General features: G+C 28.2%; 16 protein-coding genes. 9 read left to right on the top strand and 7 right to left on the bottom strand.

The window, feature by feature from the left end:
* Position 1: 1 nt before the first annotated feature.
* From CJJ23_RS01345 to CJJ23_RS01320, 6 genes are read left to right on the top strand one after another with little or no spacing between them, the layout of a single operon-like run.
* Positions 2–922 (top strand): hypothetical protein, encoded by a 921-nt coding sequence (locus tag CJJ23_RS01345; RefSeq protein WP_095334591.1) that lies wholly within the window; start codon positions 2–4, stop codon positions 920–922.
* A gap of 36 nt (positions 923–958) precedes the next feature.
* Positions 959–1,963, top strand: a complete 1,005-nt coding sequence (locus CJJ23_RS01340) for an MMOB1630 family gliding motility ATPase complex subunit (RefSeq protein ID WP_095334590.1) — start codon at positions 959–961, stop codon at positions 1,961–1,963.
* A gap of 2 nt (positions 1,964–1,965) precedes the next feature.
* Positions 1,966–2,523, top strand: a complete 558-nt coding sequence (locus CJJ23_RS01335; protein WP_095334589.1) for an MMOB1640 family gliding machinery internal complex protein — start codon at positions 1,966–1,968, stop codon at positions 2,521–2,523.
* A gap of 19 nt (positions 2,524–2,542) precedes the next feature.
* Positions 2,543–5,830 carry a hypothetical protein gene (locus tag CJJ23_RS01330; protein ID WP_095334588.1) on the top strand — a complete coding sequence of 1,096 codons (3,288 nt, stop codon included), beginning with the start codon at positions 2,543–2,545 and terminating at the stop codon, positions 5,828–5,830.
* A 12-nt stretch (positions 5,831–5,842) separates the two neighbouring features.
* Positions 5,843–7,432, top strand: a complete 1,590-nt coding sequence (locus tag CJJ23_RS01325; protein ID WP_095334587.1) for an MMOB1660 family gliding motility ATPase complex subunit — start codon at positions 5,843–5,845, stop codon at positions 7,430–7,432.
* Entirely contained in the window at positions 7,419–9,674 is a 2,256-nt protein-coding gene (locus tag CJJ23_RS01320) for an MMOB1670 family gliding motility ATPase complex subunit (RefSeq protein WP_234805541.1), read from the top strand. The genes CJJ23_RS01325 and CJJ23_RS01320 overlap by 14 nt, the downstream gene beginning before the upstream one ends.
* 118 nt (positions 9,675–9,792) lie before the next feature.
* Here the strand turns inward: CJJ23_RS01320 and CJJ23_RS01315 are convergent, their stop codons facing one another.
* Positions 9,793–10,293 carry a hypothetical protein gene (locus tag CJJ23_RS01315; protein WP_095334586.1) on the bottom strand — a complete coding sequence of 167 codons (501 nt, stop codon included), beginning with the start codon at positions 10,291–10,293 and terminating at the stop codon, positions 9,793–9,795.
* A gap of 349 nt (positions 10,294–10,642) precedes the next feature.
* On the opposite strand from CJJ23_RS01315, the gene CJJ23_RS01310 reads away from it, so the two are divergent.
* From CJJ23_RS01310 to CJJ23_RS01300, 3 genes are all read left to right on the top strand, one after another.
* The gene (locus CJJ23_RS01310) at positions 10,643–11,605 is read left to right on the top strand and encodes a phosphotransacetylase (RefSeq protein ID WP_095334585.1); all 963 of its coding nucleotides are present in this window, start codon (positions 10,643–10,645) and stop codon (positions 11,603–11,605) included.
* Positions 11,605–12,786: an acetate/propionate family kinase gene (locus CJJ23_RS01305; RefSeq protein WP_095334584.1), complete on the top strand. Its 1,182-nt coding sequence runs from the start codon at positions 11,605–11,607 to the stop codon at positions 12,784–12,786. The genes CJJ23_RS01310 and CJJ23_RS01305 overlap by 1 nt, the downstream gene beginning before the upstream one ends.
* Before the next feature lie 119 nt (positions 12,787–12,905).
* Positions 12,906–13,277 (top strand): hypothetical protein, encoded by a 372-nt coding sequence (locus CJJ23_RS01300; protein WP_095334583.1) that lies wholly within the window; start codon positions 12,906–12,908, stop codon positions 13,275–13,277.
* Between the two features lie 51 nt (positions 13,278–13,328).
* On the opposite strand, the gene CJJ23_RS01295 is transcribed toward CJJ23_RS01300, so the two are convergent.
* The 6 genes from CJJ23_RS01295 to CJJ23_RS01270 all read right to left on the bottom strand — a co-directional run bounded on the left by CJJ23_RS01295 (position 13,329) and on the right by CJJ23_RS01270 (position 21,563).
* On the bottom strand, positions 13,329–14,969 hold the full coding sequence (locus tag CJJ23_RS01295; RefSeq protein ID WP_095334582.1) for an ATP-binding cassette domain-containing protein: 1,641 nt from the start codon (positions 14,967–14,969) through the stop codon (positions 13,329–13,331).
* Positions 14,947–15,795: an ATP-binding cassette domain-containing protein gene (locus CJJ23_RS01290; RefSeq protein WP_180737999.1), complete on the bottom strand. Its 849-nt coding sequence runs from the start codon at positions 15,793–15,795 to the stop codon at positions 14,947–14,949. The genes CJJ23_RS01295 and CJJ23_RS01290 overlap by 23 nt, the downstream gene beginning before the upstream one ends.
* A 30-nt stretch (positions 15,796–15,825) precedes the next feature.
* Entirely contained in the window at positions 15,826–16,515 is a 690-nt protein-coding gene (locus tag CJJ23_RS01285) for an ABC transporter ATP-binding protein (RefSeq protein WP_095334580.1), read from the bottom strand.
* 133 nt (positions 16,516–16,648) lie between these two features.
* Positions 16,649–18,289, bottom strand: a complete 1,641-nt coding sequence (locus tag CJJ23_RS01280; RefSeq protein ID WP_095334579.1) for an ATP-binding cassette domain-containing protein — start codon at positions 18,287–18,289, stop codon at positions 16,649–16,651.
* Entirely contained in the window at positions 18,267–19,835 is a 1,569-nt protein-coding gene (locus CJJ23_RS01275) for an ABC transporter ATP-binding protein (protein ID WP_095334578.1), read from the bottom strand. Before CJJ23_RS01275 ends, CJJ23_RS01280 begins: the two co-directional genes overlap by 23 nt.
* Positions 19,836–19,871: 36 nt before the next feature.
* Entirely contained in the window at positions 19,872–21,563 is a 1,692-nt protein-coding gene (locus CJJ23_RS01270; protein WP_180737998.1) for a protein kinase domain-containing protein, read from the bottom strand.
* Between the last annotated feature and the right edge of the window lies 1 nt (position 21,564).

The raw sequence follows: 21,564 nt of genomic DNA, 5'->3' as shown, positions 1-21,564 counted from the left end.
TATGAAAAGAAAAAACAAAAACACAAATGAGTTAATTGCTGAAGAATTTGGAGCAACTTCAACACAACCATTAAATACAAATAATTCAGATGATGATAAATTAGAAGGTCTTGAAGAACTAGAAAATTTAGCTTCTCAAGGTGTAACTATTATTCCTAAAAGTGAATCATCATGAAGAGGGTTAGATCAAAATAAGGATTATGTTGATCTATTTTCACAAACTAGAGAAATCGCTGCTAGTGCGATGTTTGATATTGAAGAAATGCGTGTGCTTGAAGATGATTCAAGAAAACGTGCTGAAAAAATTGAACTACTTGAAACTTATAATAAAGATTTAAATGCTAAACCTTTATCAGGACTTGATTCATACGATAGTTATGATTTAGTTTTAAATAAGTCAAGTTGAAACTACGGTGAAATTATGAGCCGTAACACAGCCTTTACTATTAAAGATTTAGCGCTACAAACTCAGTTATATTTATATGATGGAAAAATTGTTGAACTATCAAAAATCGAAGATTACATTCACCAATTTATTAGTGATGTAGTAAAACATATAGCAAATGGTTATGCAGTTTTATTAAACCCAATTATTATTTTTGATACAGTTCGTTTTGCTAAAACATCAGTTTTACCAATTACTGTAGCTAACCCTAAATTAATGTCTCCAGTTAATTTAATTGAATGAGATCAATTTGTCTCAGGTGAAGATAGAAGACAAATCATTGATACTTTTATTATCATGATTGAAAATGCTTTATCAAATGGACATGAAGTTGAATTCTTTAAAGAATCTTTATTAATCAGAAATATTCAAGGAATTCACTCATTATTCATCACTGAAAACGCTGCTAAATGATTTAATTCAAGAATTTCTTCAGAATACGTGGATAAAGTAAATTCAAGTGCTGAAGCAAACTAATTTTAATAACGTAATTAAAATCAAGAAAGGAAACTAATGAAAAGAAATGAACTAGAAGATAAAAAACGCAGTTTAGAGTTCTATCATAATTACACTGACATTTCTAAGATTACGTTATTGCGCAAATTAAGTATTGAAATTGAAAATTTAAATGTTATCAATAACATTAAATCAGCAAACAACCACCTACTTAATAAAATTAGTAATCGTTGATTAAAAAAATACAACGATTACTATGAAGCAAAAAATAATCTACCAGGATTTTTCATTTTAGTTGATCCTTCAAAACTTGATGATTATTCAAAAGTTGCCTTGGCTAAATTAACAGAACAAATTGAACGTGACATTAAAAAAACTGATTACGTTGTAACTGTTGGTTTACAAACAGCAGCACTTGCAGAAAAATACAGTCTGCAAGTTGTTGAAAACTTAGAATATAGCGAATTTGAAAACATTGCTAAATTCGCCGAAAAAATCTCATCACTAGTTGAATTAGGATTAAACAATAATATCTTTGGACGTGTGAAAATGATTTTCACTAAAAACGATATTATCACCACAGGTTTAGTTGAAAAAACTTTATTCCCACTAGATAAAAAAGATCTAGAAATCAAACGTGAAAGGGTTGATGAAGATGGTGCTGTAATTATTGAAACTTCACCAGAAATGGAATGAGCAAATCAATACATTAAAATTATTGAAAGTATTGATTTAAAGAAAACAACTTGACAACCTGATATTGCTAACTTCTATAACTTATTCGCTCGGGCAATTATTAAAAGTTTAATTTTTGAAGTAAAAATTGAAGAAAGAATTGCCGACTTAAGAGTTGAATTACAAATTCTTGATCAAAAGAAAAAAGATCTAGAAGAAAAACTAACAGAAGTGCAATTACAAGTTAACCGCATTCGTAAAGAAGAAACAACTTTACAGTCAATGATCTTGCATACAGCCTTTAAAACAAGAAAAAAACGCAAAGGTGCAGATGTTGATTATAAAAAATACAAAACATTCGTTGCTGAGAAAGTTAAGAAAGGTTAATCATGAGTTTAATTTTAAAAACAATGGTTCCTGAAGAACTTAAAGAAATCATTAAAATCTCAGAAGAAGTAATTGATAAAATCACAGTTATTTCTGTCAATGGTTCACCTAAAGAACTAACTGCAGAAAAACAATCAAAAACTTCAGTAACAGTGCATGATGCTCTTGCTTTAATTATTTCAATTAGAAATAAAAACACTTACGATGCACGTTTAGTTTATGTAATTGCTGAAAACGTGATGATTGTTGTTAATGATGAAGGCACTTTAATTTCTATCAATGGTTTACTACAAATCATTCCTGATGAAGTTTTCTTAGAATTTTATAAAAAAGATGTTGAAGTACGTTCAATGACAACTGAAAAAGTTGAAGATTTCTTGGAAATCAATAAATCACAATCAGTTGCGAAAATCTTTGCTGATATTGGTGAATACTTTACAGCTGAAAATTACCAAATTAATAACAACATTTTCCGTTTAGTAAGACATAGAAGTCAGTCAATTGAACTTGTTAAAAAAGTACTAGTTAAATCATTAGTTGCATGACAACTAAAACAATAAGAAAGGGGAAATTCAAAAGATGAAAAAATTAAATTCAAAACAAAAAGCAAATCTTAAAAAAACTGCTATTTTTTCTGGAATTACCCTAGCTAGTGCTTCAATTATTTCTGCAGCAGCAATTATTGCTACTCAGAATAATGAAAATGTTTTAGTAAATCCAATTAGATCAGAAAATGCCACAATTAGTCAGAACGTAACTGGTGGAGACTTAAAAAATTCAGATGTTTATTTCTCTATCGGTGAAATTCTAGATTATCAAGTTGAAGCAGGTCAATACGAAAATATTATTGCTAACTTGAACTCATTTACAGGTTCATCTTCAACAGCTAAAGATGCACTGCTTCAAATTGCAAATAACTTAAGATTTTACAAACTTTGAAAACAAATTGAAGCTACTACTCCTGATATCGATGTTTTAAATCAGTGAAAAGCAGTAAATCAAGGTGCACAAATTTTTAACACCTTAGAAGAAGTTATTACTTCTCAACAAAACATTCAAAGTTTAGTTGCTCAATTAAATGGTTTTACAACAGGAAATAAAGTCTCAATTACAGGGTATGGAAACACTTCTTCTGCAATTGCAACACCTATTGCTGGAGCACAATTAGTTAATTTAAGTAATTCACCTTCACAAAATACATCTTCATCAGTTACTTTAAATAATGAATATAACACTCTTATTAAAATCGGAGTTATTCCTGCAACTGCTAATGAAGATATTGTTCTATCATTCAACCGTGAAACTCAAGCAGTTAGTGGAATTCACCAAGGGCGCTTAATTATTAAAGCAACTAATGGAGAATTAAACGCTGTCAATACAGGTTCAATTAGGCAATACGATCAAAACTTAAACTTCTTTGGTCGTTGAACCAACTTAACTAATGCTGAATTAACAACAACTAATAACTCAGTGATGCAAACAGTTGATAACTTTATTCTTTCAAAAACATCAACGGGTTATGACTTATTTGTTAGAGCATTGAACCAAGAAAAAATTTCTGATATTACAATTGAAGCAGGTGTAGCATCACTTACTCAGTTTGGAATGTTAGATGCACAGCTAAGAACTTCAGATGTTAAACTAAGTTCAAATAGAATTGCAACAACTAGATTCTTCTCAACTTCAACAGTTACAAGTGGAACTAGTGATAATCAAAAATTCACTGTTTATCTAGGTAATTCTGCGTCAAATGCTGACACTGCAGGATTTATTCACCCTATTTATCTAAAAAGCCCTAACACACCAATTGATCAAAATTCATATGTAAGAGCTTCAGATAATAACGGTGCTGATGTTAATATGGTTTTACAGTTTTCACCACAACTAGTAGATGGAAACTTAGAAAATCCTAACTTAAGAGCCCTTCCTGAAGAATTGAATGTTGTTGGCGCAGGGGGAACAAGTTTAAATGCAGGTGCAATAACTATCGGCGCAAGTATTTATCAAGAAAATGCATATGCAGGTTTTGATATTAACTTCTCAACAGATACTTTTAGTTTCAACACAGCAAAACAAAATACTGCTGGTAATTATGAATATGATGGTTCAGTTGTTTTAACTGCAGAGCAATATGCTAATAAGATTTTCTTTGAAAAACCTTCAACAGCAAATCCACTGCAAACATTAAGAACTAAGACAATACCAACTGTTACAGGTCGCAATCGTAATGCAGAAGCTAGACAATTATTAGCAAATGTTTATCAAAATTGATCAACTACAGGTGAATCAAAAACAGCAGCTTCAACAGTTTTTGCTAACAACAACTTATCATTAACAAAAGTAGTAGCAGACCGTGATACTGCAGGGCGCTATAGCAATATTAATTTATTTGGTCAAACAACAATTTTTTCTGGAAAAGGTAATGAACTTTATACAGAATTAGTTGATGCAAACGCCACTTTAAACGCTATTTTAAACCAATTAACAGGTTCAACCTTGCAAGCAAATGTCTATACAGTTGCTAACAATAATTCAGTCGATATTATTAATAACGCTTTCTTTGGTCAACTAAATGCAACTGATACAGCTTCTGTAATTGACACAATTAAAGCAGCCTTAGAAGATGAAACCCAAACTGAAGATGCTATTTATAACATTGCAGAACTGCAGATGGGAAACTTAATCAAACTAACTTTTGATTCATTATTAACAAGAGTAAGAGATAAGTTAAACTTAATCTACACCAGTGCTTTACAAGAATTTCTAGCAGCAACTACCTTAACAGAAAATAGAAGCTTCAATGCAGGATTTATTACTTACACAGAAAATACTAATGTGCGTGCTAATTTAGCAACTAATAATGTCACAAGTTTAAGTTTATTTTCAAGAAATAATTCAGTTAATTCTTTAACAACTAACGCCAGTTTAACAGGTGCTGCTTTAGCAAAATCATATTTAGATTTAATCTTTGCTAATCAGTTTGGAAGAACTTTATACGCTTCACAAAACTCTGCTAGTTTAACTACTTATGATACTTTTGCAACTGATTATACAAGTTTAACAGATGTAGATGCTCTATCAAAAGCCACAGATGCTGAAAAGAATAATTATTTAACAATTTATTCACAAATTTTAGGAATTATTAATCTTGATTGAGATAACGTTTTAGCTTCTTATTTACTGAGTGGTGACACAATTGATATTAAGGGTGTTGGTCTAGATGATAACGTTACAAGTTTTGAAAAATGATTCAGAAACTTGAATAACGCTCTAGATTCTACATCTTCAGCACCTTCATCTCAGGCTCTATTAAGTATCTATGGTAAAGATATTAGAATTAGCAATATCGATAACTTAATCACAGGTGCTAACCTTTATAAATCTTTACAAAAACGTCAAGAAATTGAAGCGTCTGTTTCAACAATCACAGACGCACAGCGCACACAATTAAATCGGCGCTTAGAAGAAAACTTGACTACCTTACCTGTAATTGCAAATATTGCTTTAGTAACAAATAACATTAACCCAATTAATTATGTTACAACTTTTGCTGCATCAGGTCAAGCTCAATTTACTTTAGCAGAACAAATTATTAATGATTTTGATCTTGCAAAACAAGTAACTTACACAACCACTGATTTACAATCAGCCTTGGCTGTGACTGCTGAACAAGCAAACCCCGCTTTTGTAGGAACCTTATATGCGCTAGCAATTGTCTTTGTCGCTTCAGGAATTGCTTTAATAGCCCTACGTAAAAGAGCCATCGCTTCATTAATGACTAAGACCATTAAATATGTAAGTTATGCAGTCGTTGCTGTTGGGGTCTTAATCTTAATTGCTGCAATCGTAGCAACAATACTAATATAGGAAAGAGGAAAAATGACAACAAAACTTAAAATTAATTCTATTAAAGATAATATTGTTACTGTCTCAGGTAAACATGACTACCAATTCTTAGAAGTTGTTACTTTTGCAAACGATACTCAAGGGATCGTTTTAAAAGCTGATACAGATAAAGCAGAAGTTGGTCTGCTAAATATTAACCAACAAAAAGACTTAGAAGTAGGAGATAGTGCCACTGCTACAGGTAAAATCTTCGTCGTAAATATTTATGACAACTTACTAGGTTCAGTCGTTGATACAGCGCTTGCTGAATTAATCTCATTCACCAAGCGCTCAGACGATGTTTTAGCCGTACAAGATGTTTTTGCTGAAGCAAAACCAATTTACACAAGACGCGCTATTTCACAACCACTAGAAACAGGAATTACTGTAGTTGATGCGATTTTACCAATCGGTAAAGGACAAAAACAACTGATTCTAGGGGATAAAGGAACAGGTAAAACAGCGATCACTTTAAATGCTATGATTGCTCAAAAAGATAAAGAAACTGTCAATATTTATGTTGGAGTAGGAAAAAAACGTGAAGAAATTGTTGAAATTTATTCAGTTCTAAAACAATATGAATTAATGGAACAATCAATCATTTTATCAGCTGCTGCTGATGAAACTGCTGTTGCTAAATGATTGATTCCTTATGTAGGAGCAGCTGTTGCTGAATTTTATCAAAGCCAAGGGCGAGATGTTTTACTAGTTTTTGATGATTTAACTAACCATGCTGATGCTTACCGTGAATTATCATTATTATCAGGTTCAGCGCCAGGGCGTGAAGCTTATCCAGGGGACATTTTCTATACTCACTCAAGACTACTTGAAAGAGCAGGAAGATATCTAGATAATTTCGGTGGAGGTTCAATTACCATGCTACCGATTGCGCAAACTTTAGCTAGTGATATTTCAGGTTATATTCCAACTAACTTAATTTCAATTACTGACGGTCAAATCTTTACATCAACTACTTTATTTAATGCTGGAAAACGTCCTGCGATCAACGTTGGTTTATCAGTTTCACGGGTTGGTACTCAAGCTCAAGAACAAATCATGGTTGATGCTTCTAAAGGGATTAAACGTTTACTTGCAGAATATGAACGTAATAACCAACTTGCTTCATTTGCAACTAACTTAGATAAATCACAATTAGAACTAAATGATTTAGGAAGAGTTTTTGAACTTCTAGCCGATCAACATGAATATGAAGTTGTTGATTATCATACAACTGCAATCATCATTTTCTTATTGAAAAAAGGTTACTTAAGTTTCTATAAAGATAAAGATCATGACTTGAACTTAATTAAGGATGTCTTGAAAGTCTTCTTTGCAAAAGATGTTCTAGGTAAAAAATTACGTCAAATCATTAGAAAACATAGTATTGACAGTGAAGTTGTTGAACTATACATTCACCACCTGATCTTACCTCTACTTAAATACCACTTATTAACTGAAAATGCTTACTTAGCAAAAAACAATCAATTTATCAGACTATACAAAGACATCAGAAACGACGGGCGTGTGCTATTAGCCTACGAGCGCCGTGGTCTAGAGAAAGGAATCGCATATGAGTACAACTAATCACAAAGAATACTACGAAAGTTTATACTACAACACCCTAAAAATGGGTGCTACTCGTAATGGGATTAAAGTTCGTAAAGGAACTAAAAAAGATAAATTAATTGAAAACATTTTAGCTTATGATGAAGTTAATAAAGTATCTATTAAACAATGATTAGAAAATCGTGACAAAATGTCCGAAGAAGAGCGTGCGATTGAAGATCTAAAATTTGTTGAAGCAGAAAAAGCATCAAAAGCACCTAAATCAAAAGTAAGTACAAAAACTAAAGAAGCAAAACTAAGTAAAACAAGTGAAACTACTTTAGTTAAAACAACTAAAACTAAAGAAGTTAAGGTTTCAGATAAAACTAAAACTACAACTTTAGAATTTGATGTTGTTGCTGAATCTACTCAAGAAATCAAAAAACGTGGACGTAAATCTAAAGCAGAAAAAACTCAAGAAATTGCTGCTCAAGGTGATGTAAATCCTTTAGCTAAAGATACTGAAGAAGAATATTTACCTTTCAGTGACACTGACTATAAACGTGCTACTTACTACAAAGTTTATTCACCAGAACAACTATGATTATTTACAATTGATCAGTTACGTGTTCTAGCAAGAATTTATAATATTAGTGCTTTAGAATCAAAAGACCGTGTTACTTTAATGAAAGCAATTGCGGCAAAACAATATTCAAAAGAATTCTTGAAAAAGGTTGATGAAGTCTTAAAACCAAGAAAACGTTTTATTGCTAAAAACCGTTTAGTTGCTCTTAAAAACAAAAACTACGTGATCGAAGGTTACGTTGTTGAAGTTAAATCTCAAGTTTACAAAATTCAACTAAGCAAGAAAACAGAATTACCTTTTATTGGTTCAGTTTTTGAAATTGAAGTCGACAACAACGAAGTTCGTTTATTAGAAGTTGCTGAGATTTTATCAGAAGATTTAATCACAGGGTTTGTGCTAGGACTTGAAGCAGGAATCAAAATTGGTTCATTTGCAAAAAGTAAAAACCAACCTTATTCATTACCTATTTCAGAAGCAATTCTAGGTCGTATCATTGACCCAGTTGGTCGTATCTTAGATGATCCTACTCACTTAATCAGTGGAGAAAAATATGCACCACTAATTAATGATGCTAAGGTTGCTAAGGATCGTTACAAAGTTTATCCTAAAACAGAAATTCTTGAAACAGGAATTAAAGTTATTGACGTTTTACTACCGATTGCTTTAGGAGGTAAAACAGGACTACTTGGCGGAGCAGGTGTTGGTAAAACAGTTGTTGTGCAAGAGTTAATCAATACTTTCATTAAGCACCACGATGGAGTTAGTGTCTTTTCAGGAATTGGAGAACGTATTCGTGAAGGTCACGAGTTATGACAAGAAGCTAAAGAGTTAGGTTTCATTGATAAAACTACCTTCATTTTTGGACAAATGAATGAATCACCTGGACTACGTTTACAATCAGGATTTACTGGTGTAAAAGTTGCTGAATACTTCAGAAACAACCTAGGGAAAAACGTGTTATTATTTATCGATAACATCTTCCGTTACTTACAAGCTGGTTCAGAGGTTTCTTCTTTACTAGAAAAAACTCCTTCAGCCGTTGGATATCAACCTTACTTAGTTACTCAAATTGGTAAGTTGCAAGAACGTATTAATTCAAATGTTGATGGAGATATTACTTCAATTCAAGCGATGTATATTCCAGCTGATGATTTCACCGATCCAGCTGCTGTCGCAGCCTTTGCTCACTTTGATTCAACTATTATTCTAAGCCGTAAGTTAGCTGCTGAAGGATTTTACCCTGCAGTTGACCCACTTGCTTCATCTTCAAAGTTATTATCAACTAAGTTTACTTCAAAAACCCACATTGATACTGCTAAAGAAACAATTCAGATCTTAGAAAAAAATAAATCTCTAGAAGATATTATTAACATCTTAGGATTTGATTCACTAACAGATGCTGATAAAAACACCGTTAGAATTGGACGTCGTTTACGCCAATTCTTGACACAACCATTTGTTGTTAGTGAAAAATTCACAGGACAAAAAGGAGTTTTCGTTCCTTTAAAAGAATCTATTAAAGGAATTAGAAAAATTCTAAGTGGTGAATTAAACGAAATTCCAGAACACTACTTTTCATATGTAGGAACAATTGATACAGTTATTGAAAAATGAAATGACTATCAAGCAACTGCTGAAATTGATAGCGATGTTAATGCAGATGCAACTGCTACACTTGAATCTTCAGTGCTTTAATTTAAAATTAAACTTCCTCAAGGGAAGTTTTTTTATTTCTTAAAGCGAAGTTAAAGCGTTAAAAAAATAAGAAAAGCACCTATAAAAAGGTGCTTTTGTTTACTTATTAAGTTATAAACTATTTGATTTTTTTATTAATTTCAGCAATTAAATCAAGAATGGCAGATAAAGTTTTTTCAATTACAGTTACTCTTTTTTCAATTGAATCGACTTTATTTTCAAGGTTATCGACTTTATTTTCAAGTGCATTAACCTTTTCATTAATAGGAGCAATTGCTTCATCAATGGCTTGCTTCACGTAAATCTTACTTCTTTCTTCAGATTCAACGATTAAGTCAATCATTTCGGCTTTTAGGCCTGAAAGAGCATTTTCTACATAATCTTCAGTAGCGTATTTAAGTTTTGGTTTTCTTTTCACTCCACCGCCTCCTGTTTTAGGTAACTTTTTTGATCTTAAATGAACTTGTAGTTCAATTTCATCATCAACTTCGTTGTTGATGTTTTTTAAAATTCTTACGCTTCTTTTCTTGCTAAATGCTTTTTTAATATTACTACACATTTTAGCTGCTATATCTTCATTTTTTGTTTCATTAATTAGTTCGTTTTTGGGTTCAATCATTAATTCCTTATTTTTTTCTAAATTTGTGAGCTTAAATAATTTTCTAGTTCTATTTTTATGGCTGCTTATTTTGCTATTTCTATTTTCTAATATTAGTAACTACTTAACTAAAAACGCTTATTCATTTAATATCTCACCCTTTAATTATAACCACAATTAAGACTGAATTAACAAATCTAGTTCGCTAATTTTTGTTAGTTCATCTTTAAAATGAACTAACAAAGTAATTTAATAGTAGTTTTGACTACTATTAACTCCATTTTTTAACACCCTTAAATAAAGATATGAAAAAAAGCAATTTCTGTGCTAGATAGTTATATAATTAAATAAAAATTAGAAAAGAGGAATTATGGCATTTAAACCTGCTCCATTTATAGAAAAAAGTCTCTCAGCAATTGAAGGTGTTAAAAAGATCCTAATTGTTGATGGTGACGATAGCCGTGCACTAGAAGCGGCAAAAATTTTAAAAGACCATGATAAAGTCGAAGTTACTTTATTAGTAGAAAAAGATATTCCTAACCTAGATGTTAAAACTATTAACATTCACGCTAACAAAAGCCAATATGAAGGTTTTGTAACACGCTTATTAGAAATTAGAAAAGGTAAAGAAACTGAAGAAGCAGTGCGTGCTGCTTTAAAAACTCGCCCTTACTATGCAATGATGCTCTTAAAATCAGGGATGTTTGATGGTGTAGTTGGTGGACTAGTTTATACTAGTGCTGACATTTTACGCTCAGTTTTTAAAGTAATAGGACCACGCAGTGGCACAAAAACTATTTCTTCATTAATGCTGATGGTAAAAGGTGAAGAAGTTTATACTTTTACAGATATTTCAATCAATGTTAATCCTACATCAGCACAGTTAGTGGAAATTGCTAATAACACAGCTAACTTTTTAGAGGTATGAAACATTAAACCACGCCCTGCTTTCTTATCATTTTCAACTCAAGGTTCAGCCGTAACTGAAGAAAGTAAAAAAGTTAGCGAAGCAACTAAATTCTTTAATTTAGAAAATCCACATCGCTTGGCACTAGGTGAAATTCAATTTGATGCTGCTTTCGATAAAGAAGTTTTAGCTAAAAAATACAAAAACCCTGAATTTAATGAACCTGCAAATATCTTCATTTTTCCTGATATTAATGCAGGAAATATTGGTTATAAAATTGCTCAAAGAATGGGTAATTGAGAAGCCTATGGACCAATTGTTACTGGTGCAGCAATGCCAGTTAATGATCTAAGTCGTGGTGCTAGTTTAACTGATTTAGTTAACACAATTTTTATTACAGCAATTCAAGCAAAAGGAACTAAATAATGTCAAAAGTTTTAGTTATTAATGCTGGTTCTTCATCAATGAAAGTTGCTCTTTTAGAAACAAACAACTTTGAAGTAATTGCTAGTGGTTTAGCAGAACGTATCGGTCTAGAAATGAGCCACATTACTTTTAAATTTAAAGAAAAACATGAACTAGAATTACCTTTAAAAAACCATGAAGAAACTGTTGAAGCTTTTTTAAAACTATGAAAAGCAATTGAACTAGTTAAAGATAATGAAGAAATTACTCACATTGGTTTTAGAGTTGTTTCAGGTGGTCCTACTTTAACTAAATCAACAGTTATTACTGATGAAGTTGAAAAAATTATTCGTGATTATATCCCTTTTGCACCACTACATAACCCAGGTGCTTTACAATCAATTGAAGCGTTTAAAAAGTTAATGCCACATGCTAAATTATCAGCAACTTATGACACTGCTTTTCACTCTACTTTAGATAAAGTTAATTATGTTTACCCTATTCCAAAGTCATGAACTGAAGAATTAGGAATTAGAAAATTTGGTTTCCACGGAACCAGCCACTTATTCATTACAGAAGTAATGCAGAAATTACTGAAAAAAGACAAAGTAAATATCGTAAATTGCCATATTGGTAATGGTGCTTCTTTAGCAGCAATTAAAGATTCTAAATCAATAGACACTTCAATGGGACTAACACCTCTAGCAGGTGTAATGATGGGAACACGTAGTGGTGATGTTGATCCTGCAATCGTTGATTTTGTTGTTAAAGCAAAAAATATTAGTGCTGAACAAGCAACAAATATTTTAAATAAAGAATCAGGATTAAAAGGTGTATCACAAGTTTCAAGCGATATGCGTGATGTGCAAGAAGCTGCTAAAGCAGGTAACAAGGATGCTGAATTTGCACTTGATTTATATGCACAAAAAACTGCTGATTATTTAATTAACTATTTGAACAAAATAGGACCAAATATTGATGCTATTACTTTTACTGCAGGAGTAGGTGAAAATTCAGCTTCAACTAGACAAGCAATTATTGAAAAAATTAATTTAGTTTACATTAAATTAGATCCTGAATTAAACGCAATTCGCTCATCAGAACCACGTTTAATTTCAACCAAAGATAGTTCAATTGCTGTTTATGTTGTACCTACAAATGAAGAATATGTAATTGCACGTGATGCAATTGAATTAGGTTAATTTTTAAGAAATAAAAATAGTTTTTTCGTTTGTATTTCTGAATGAAATTAACTAAAAAAGATTACAAATTATTTTGCAAATAAATTAAAATTTAGCAAAAGAAAGGTTATTTAAGAAATATGTCAAAGTGAAATAAATTATTTAAAAATCTTAAACAATTAGAAAAATTAGATGTTGAATTTGATTGAGATTTAGATTTTAATGATGAAGATTCATCAGAAGAAAATTCAATAAAACTGTCTAAACTTTTTAGAAAACTATCACAAAAGTATGGACAACAAAGTGAAATCTTTGATGATATCGCAGATGGATTCGAAGAAGAATTTGAAAACACTATGTTTGATACTACAGATGAAGAAATTGAAGCAGATTCAGATTCACCTGAGCCTAAACGTAAAAAACATTTCACTCATGTTTGTCGAATTGTTAGAGACAATAAAACAGGTAAAACTGTTGTTGTCACAAAATCTGGCAAAAAATTCGAGTGATAAAATTAATGCAAAATAAAATAGAAGCGCGTGAAAATGCTTCTATTTTTAATATTATAATTTTAAAACTAAATCATATTTATCAGCAAACTCATCTGAAACATTATGACTAATATTAATCATTTTAAGATCTTTATTTTCTAATAAAGATTTTTCAATTTCAATTGCCCGTTCTCTATCAATATTAGCAAACGCTTCATCTAATAATAATATTTTATTATCTCTATATAAGTTTCTAGCAATATCGATTCTTTGTTTTTGTCCAGTTGAAAGCTCCTCGATATTTTGATGATCAGCAAGTTCAAAATCAATTTTAGAAATTGATTTTACTTTTGATAATTTAGCGTTATCTAAATTATTATAACTCATTGCAATGTTTTCATCAATTGATAAATCTAAAACTATATTATGCGAATCAATATAATTTAAACTATTGTAAATTGATGATGTATCTATTTTAGAAATATCATTATTATTGATTTTAATTTGACCTGAATAATCATTATTAAACTTTAATAATGAATTTAAAATAGTTGATTTACCGATTCCGTTTCGACCTTGAATTAAAATCTTTTTAACCCTATCGTTTAAGGCAAAATTTAATTTAGAGTGCTTAGTTGTTTTAACGTGAGGCGATTTGAAGTTATTAAAACTAATACTATTAATTTCAAGTTTTTGGGCTTCATCTTCAAGTGTAATTTGATCAAATTCTTCTTTTCATTTATTAATAATTGCTACCCTAGATTTTAATTGAACTATTGAATTAGATATCATTAAAACGCTGTATTTTCCAATATCAAAGCTGTAATTAAGAGAAGTAATTATGACAACGCTTGGTACTAAAAATAGTGGTAAACTATTTGAAGTATTTCCTATATAAACTAAGCCTAATGTTAGTCCTATTAAAAGGGAAATATAAATTAAAAAAACTAAATCTGAAACTGCATCTGATAATAAAAGAACTGATTCTTTTTTAACCTCTGAATGATATAAATTTTTATTCGATGCAGTTATTTTCTGCACAATTTTATCGATGTAAAAGTTAAGTCTTAAATAAGCAAGGTTATCCACTAGTTTTGAAACATTGATAAAAAATCTATCAAATACTTTTGAGTGATTTAAAACATATTTTTTAGTCATTTTTGTAAATAAAAAGGGAACTGATGAAATAATTGCTAGTCCTAAAACAAATGCAGATGCTAGAATTACACTACTTGCAGGCAGTAAACTAAAACCAATTACCAAAGATAAAATTTGTATGACAGATTCAACGATATCAAAATAAGTAAGATATATTTTTGATAAAGCTATCGCATCTGTATTAAATCAGTTAAAGATTTTTTCACTACCTATTTTTTTAAAGTTATTGAAAGATAACTTTGAAGCATAATTTTGAAAATCACTTTTAATAGTTTCTTGAATTCTTACTCCTAGTTTTTGCTTAATTCAAATTCTTGTTAATATAAATACAATTCTCAAAAATGCTAAAAGCACAGCAACTATTAATCAGATTTTGATGCTGAGTGTAAATTCATTTGGTGAGTTAACTATTTCACTTAGAAGTTGGTCTATAAAAAGTGAAGTTAATGAAACTAAAATTGCTGAAAGAATTGTAAATATTAATACAAAAAATGATAGCCAAAAATTTGCTTTTAAATAATAAAGAGCACTTCTATGATAGTTCAATAATTTCATCAAACCCCCTTTCTATTTCATCATCCAAATGATGGGCAATAACAAATAAAGTAAGATCATTTTGCTTAGTTAAAAAATCACTTAATTTAATTTTTACACTTTTATCTAGATTTGAAAATGCTTCATCAGCAATTAAAATTTTATTGCCTTTATATATTTCTCTAGCCAAAGCAATTTTTTGTTTTTCGCCTGAGGATAATTTTTCAGTATTTTCTGTTTTTAATAAAGCATCATTTATTTCTAAAACATTGCATAAACTTTGCAGTCTATTTTGATCAAGCTCTTTATCTAAAATAATGTTATTTATAACATTATCATTGAATAAAAATGCCTTGTTAGTTAAGTAAGAAATTTGTTTTATATAATCATCTTTTGAAATATCTTTTGTATTAATATTGTTGATAAAAATATTTGAATCTTGATTTTCATTAATACCTAAAATAAATTTAATTAATAAACTTTTACCACTTCCACTTGAGCCCTTGATCAAATATTTTTTATTCTTTTCAAACGCAAAATTAGCGTTTGAAAAAACAGGTTTCTCATTATTATTAAAAGTTAATTTGGTTATCTTAATTGTTTGAATTTCACTACTAAATTTAGCCAATATAGGTTCTTGTTCGACCTTAAATTTTTCTAGTAATACTTTACTTGATTTAAATGAAATTCCACTACTCAATGCCGAAAAAAATGAAAAAACAATTGATCCTGATAAACCAACAATTGATAATAATAGACCTGCTTCTAATTGTCCTGGGATATAATAAAAAACTAAAACTGATGCAATTAAAACGGAAAACTGAATAATAAAAATTGTTATGTTCACAAACGTAACCATTATCATTATGTTGTTCATTTAATGGTATTTTTTCTTTTGAAATATACTAAATATTCTAGATAAGTATTGAACAAAAAAACTTCTATTGTTTGCTAGTCAAAAAGTTTTATAACTGTTAAATGATTTACTTGCATTACTTACATATTCTGATTCACTTTTTTGCTCTAGTAAATATCCTTTTTCAGTATATTTTTTAGATAGTCTATTTACTAAAAAACCTAGAGTAACAATTATCATAGATATTCAAAGTAAGTGAATTCAAATAATTGAAACAACTACTAAAGATGAAATAAACAATAATGAATAAAATATAAAATTAGTAAATTCATTAAAGTATGAATTATAAACTTGCTCAATATTATTTGTGTATAGAGAATTTAGTTCAAGTTTTTCTCCAAGTTTTTTTAGCGAAATTCTAGATATCCCTTTTGAAACATCTTCTCTAAGGTTGAATGTACATCTTCTTAATAAAATTATTTTAAGATATCGCTTGCTTAAAATTGAAGCAGTATTAATAGATAGAGTTACAAAGAAAAGAATTATGTTCAAATTAGAAGTTGCTTGGTCAACTATTTGAGAATTAAAAAAAACATATGTTTGCACCATTTTTCCTGCAAAGTAAAGACTTAAAGGCGATGTTGTTGCATTGATTATAAATACAATAATTAATAAGAAAAACAGTAATTTGTTTTTTAAAAAGTATTTCATCATTCTCCTTTCTTTATAAAATGATACTTAATTAAAAATATTTTTTATTTAATTTTTAAATGAATTAGAGTTGTTTTAAATTTTATAAAAAACTTCTTTTCATATTCTGAAAAGAAGTTTACAAATAATAATTTTATAGTTTTAAAACTAAATCATATTTATCAGCTAATTCATCTGAAATATTATGACTAATATTAATCATTCTTATTTCTTTGTTTGCTAATAATGATTCTTCAATTTCAATTGCTCTTTTTTTATCGATATTAGCAAAAGCTTCATCTAGTAATAAAATTTTATTACCCCTATATAAGTTTCTAGCAATATCAATTCGTTGAATTTGTCCAGTTGATAAACTGCTAGCAAGTTGATCTTTTTCTAATTCAAAATCTATCTTTGCAACTGTTTTTACAACAGTTATTTTATTTTGATTTTGACTTTCAAAATCAAGAGCAATATTTTCATCAATTGAAATATCAAAAACTACGTTATGAGAATCAATATAGCTTAAACTTTTATAAATTGTTTCAGGTGAAATTTTTGAAATATCTTGATCATTAATTTTAATTGAACCTGAATACTCTTCATTTATTTTTAAAATTGAATTTAAAATAGTTGACTTACCAATTCCGTTTTTTCCTAAAATTAAAATTTTTCTAACTTGATCATCTAGTTTAAAATTAAACTCTGAATATTTATTTGTTTTAACAAAAGGAGATTTGAAATTTGCAAAACTAATACTTTTAATTTCAATCTTATTTGCTTCATCATGAATTTCAAGTTTTGAAAATTCTTCTTTTCATTTATTAATAATTGCAACACGACTTTTAATTTGGATATATGTATTTGATAATGTTAAAACTTCGCTTTTACCGCTTCTAAATATATTATCAACTGTTGACATTAAGGCAATCCCTGGAATTAAATATGCAGGTAAATTACTAGTTGTATTTCCTATATAAATTAATCCTAATACTAAACCCATAAATAAAACTAAGTAAACTAAATAAGTAATATTGGCAACTGTATCAGATATTAATGTAACATAATCTTTTTTAATATCCGCTTTAAATAAAGCGTGATTTGAAGCACTAACTTTATTAATTACTTTATCTAAATAAAAATTAATTTTTAAATATTTTAAGTTTTCTAAAAGTTTTGAAACATTGATAAAAAATTTATCATATGTTTTTGACTGATTAGCAACTTCTCTTTTATTCATTTTAGTAAAGAAAAATGGAACAACTGAAATTACAAATAAACCTAGAATAAAAGCTCCTGCAATTATCACGTTAGATGAAGGAAGAAATACAAATGTTAAAACGATTGAAATAATTGCGACTAATGCATTAACGATATCATAAAAACTTGTATATGATTTTGCAAGATTAACTATATCAGTATTAAATCAGTTGAAGAATGTTTCATTACCAATTTTTTTAAAATCATTTGCAGAAATTTTTGAGATATAGTTTTGAAAATCATCTTTAATTGATTTTTGCATTTTAATTCTTAATTTTCTAATCATAACCTGACTAATAGTTATAAAAATTACAAAAAAAAGTCAACCTAAAATTGAAACTACTAATCAAATAATAACTTGTTGATTAAAATCATTTGGAGATGCTAAAATCTCGGTCAATAATTGTGTTAGAAAAAGAGGAGAAATTGCCCCCAATGATGCAGCAATTGATACAGTTAAAAAAGTAATAAATGAGTATCAGAAATTTACTTTTAAATAATAAAGTGCATTTCTATGATATGGCAATAATTTCATCAAATCCCCTTTCAATTTCTTCTTCTAAATGGTGTGCAATAACGATTAATGTTAAATCTTTTTGCTTTGTTAAAAAATCATTTAATTTAATTTTGACATTTCTATCTAAGTTTGAAAATGCCTCATCAATTACTAAGATTTTTTTATTTTTATATAGTTCTCTAGCTAAAGAAATTTTTTGTTTTTCTCCTGAAGATAATTTGGCTATGTTAGTTGTTTTTAATAATTTGTCACTAATTTCTAAAATGTTACAAATAGTTTGTAAACGATTTTTATCGAATTTAGCTTCTACTAAAATATTATTTATAACACTTTCATCAAATAAAAATGCATCATTTGTTAAATAAGATAACTGTTTTAAGAAATCATTTTTTGATAGTTGTTTTAAATTTTGATCATTAACTAAAATATTTGATTCTTCATTTTCGTTCATTCCTAAAATGAATTTTAATAATAAACTTTTACCACTTCCACTAGCACCTTTTACAAGGTATTTCTTTTTTGTTTCAAAAGCGAAATTAGCATTTTTGAAAATATCTCTTTCACCATTATTAAAAGTTAAATTTGCAACTTTAATGTTTCTTATTTTTGTTTTTAGATCTTCTAATTCAGGTTCTTGTTCAATATCAAAAACTTTAAATAAGACTACACCTGCTTTTACTGAAAATACACTATTCAATGTCATTGAAAATGTACTAATTAATGTTCCTGATAAACCAAGGATTGACACTAGAAATCCTGCTTCAAATTGTCCTTTTATAAAATAGAAAACTAAAATTGAAGCAATTAGAGTTGAAAACTGTACAAGCACAACTAAAGCATTAATAATAGAATCAACACCTAATTCAAAATTAAATGATCTGTACGCACCTTTTTTAAAATTGGTGAAAGATTTTAAGAGATAAGTCTTAAAAAAGTTTTGTTTTGAATTGAATCAAAATGTTCTATGACTGTTGAAAATTTTATTTGATTCCGAAACATATTTTGATTCACTTTGCTGATAAAGTAAATGAGATTTTTGAGCAATTCCTTGTGTCAAGATTGTTATAAGAAGACCTAACAAAATAACTATTACAGAAATTCATAATAAATGAATTCATATAACTGACATCAATACTATGGAAACAATAAAAGTTGCACTGTAATTAATTAAGCTTAAAAATTCTCTGAAAAATGTTTCCTTTACTTGTTCAACATTGTTTGTATAAATAGCACTTAATGAAGAACTATCTGACAATTTTTTAACTGATATATTTGAAATTTTTGAAGATATATCTTCCCTTAAATAAAAAATACATCTATTTATAAGATTAATTCTTAAATAAGCTCACAGTGCCCCAAATACAACAGCAGATGCTGTCAAAGTGAAAAAAACAATAATATCTACGTTTGCTTCATATTGATTAACTAGTTGACCACCTGCAAAAACATATGTTTGAACAACTCTTCCTAAAAAATATAAGGCAACAGGTCCTGAAGTAACTGTTATAATTATTGTTAAAATAGTTGATCAAAAAAGCAGTTTATTTTTAAAAAAATATTTCATATTTTCCTTTCGTTATGTAATTGTAAATTTAATATTTTAAAATTTTAAATAAGAAAACGCTTCATCAAAAATGTATAAAACACCTGGAATTCCTAGCATAAATTTATTATTTAAAATTGTATTTTTGTAATCTCAAATTTTTAATGTATTAGAATTTTTGCAAATTGACATTGCTGTCAAAATTAAAAAATCCTTTAAATCATCTGAGATATTTTTTTTAATTATACTGTTAAGTTTTAGTACAACGTGCATCGCTCCTGCAGAGCCGTGCATAAAAATAATTTTTGGTTGAATTGGATTATTAATTGAATTAAATAAAATTTCAATTAATATGAGGATTCCTTCATTTTTGTCTAGTTTATAAATTTCGAATAAAACAAGTGCAAGTAGTGATGTTCCATCTTGTAAATTGGGGCTAAAATAGTTTTCGTTTTTCACGTAGAATATACCATTTGAAATCACAAGCATATCATTTAAAAGCTTAATTGCTTCCTTCTTGTTTTTTTCAATAAAATATAAATCAATAAATTTATAAAAAGGCATTTTATTAACCAATCACTTTTCAACATGTTCATGGTTAGCTCAAAATGAGTTTTGATAAATAGGGTGAAAAATTAATTTTAGATGAATTTCATCAGGCATGTTACTTATTAAAGATTTAGAATCATTTATTTCTTTTGTTAATGAATTATGAGTTTCAATAACAAAAGAATTTCAATTACTTGCATCTTTATATTCATCTTTTAAAAACTTCAAATTTAATTTTGCAAGTTGTAAAGCAACATTATTTCAATTTGGATTTTCGATAATTGATATTATAATTATAACTAATTGTTTTGGTATTTTTCTCTTGTCAGAAACATATTTAAAATAATCTAAATATGAAGTTTGATTATCTTCTTCTGCCAATTTGTTAGCGCTAGTTAATAAGCCAATTATCATAACACTTAATTTAATTATGTCTGCTTCATAATCTTTTTTATTAATATGAGCTAGAGGTAAATTAAAATGTATGTTATCAATTTTTAATTTATTTTCAATTTTATATGATGCATCAAAATCGATAAATCAAAGTTTATTATTTTTAATGTCATAAATAAAATTATCAGGATGAAAATCATTATAAATAATTGACATCTTGTGAAGTTTTTTTATTGTATTAAATAAGTTTTTAATTAATCTAATAACATTATTTGTTCTTGTTTTATCATTGTTTTTTAGTCCATAATAAAACATTAATTTTTGCGATTCTAAAGTAGAACCATTTATGTATTCTCTAATAATAAAAGTGTGATTTTTGTAATAAAAATATTCTTTTATTATTGGTACAAAACCACTATTTTTTAATAACTCAAGATTACTAATTTCATTTTTAGCAATCATTTTATATGATAAGCCTTCTTTAACCTTGATATGAGGTTTAATGCATTTGAGAATGAATTTTTCTTTATCTTTTTCTACAATTGCAGTAAAACCTGAATTGTTTTCACTTATCATTTTTATAAATTTATATTTGAATAATTCTAATTTTAATAGATTATTTTCTGAAAAGAAAAAGTTTTTTAGTGAATAATTTCCAATATTATTTTTTTGGTTTTTATTCTCAAAATTAAATCTTGAAAATCTGTATTGAACAATATTACTAAAACCTTTTCGCATATCGGTGATAATTAATGGACCTTTATAATATCTAAAAATTTTGCTAAGATTTTTATAATGTAATTCCATA

It is taken from the genome of Mycoplasmopsis agassizii (genome assembly GCF_002276225.1).
GTDB classification, from domain to species: domain Bacteria; phylum Bacillota_I; class Bacilli_A; order Mycoplasmatales; family Metamycoplasmataceae; genus Mycoplasmopsis_B; species Mycoplasmopsis_B agassizii_A.
This window is presented reverse-complemented; position numbering and strand designations above follow the sequence as displayed.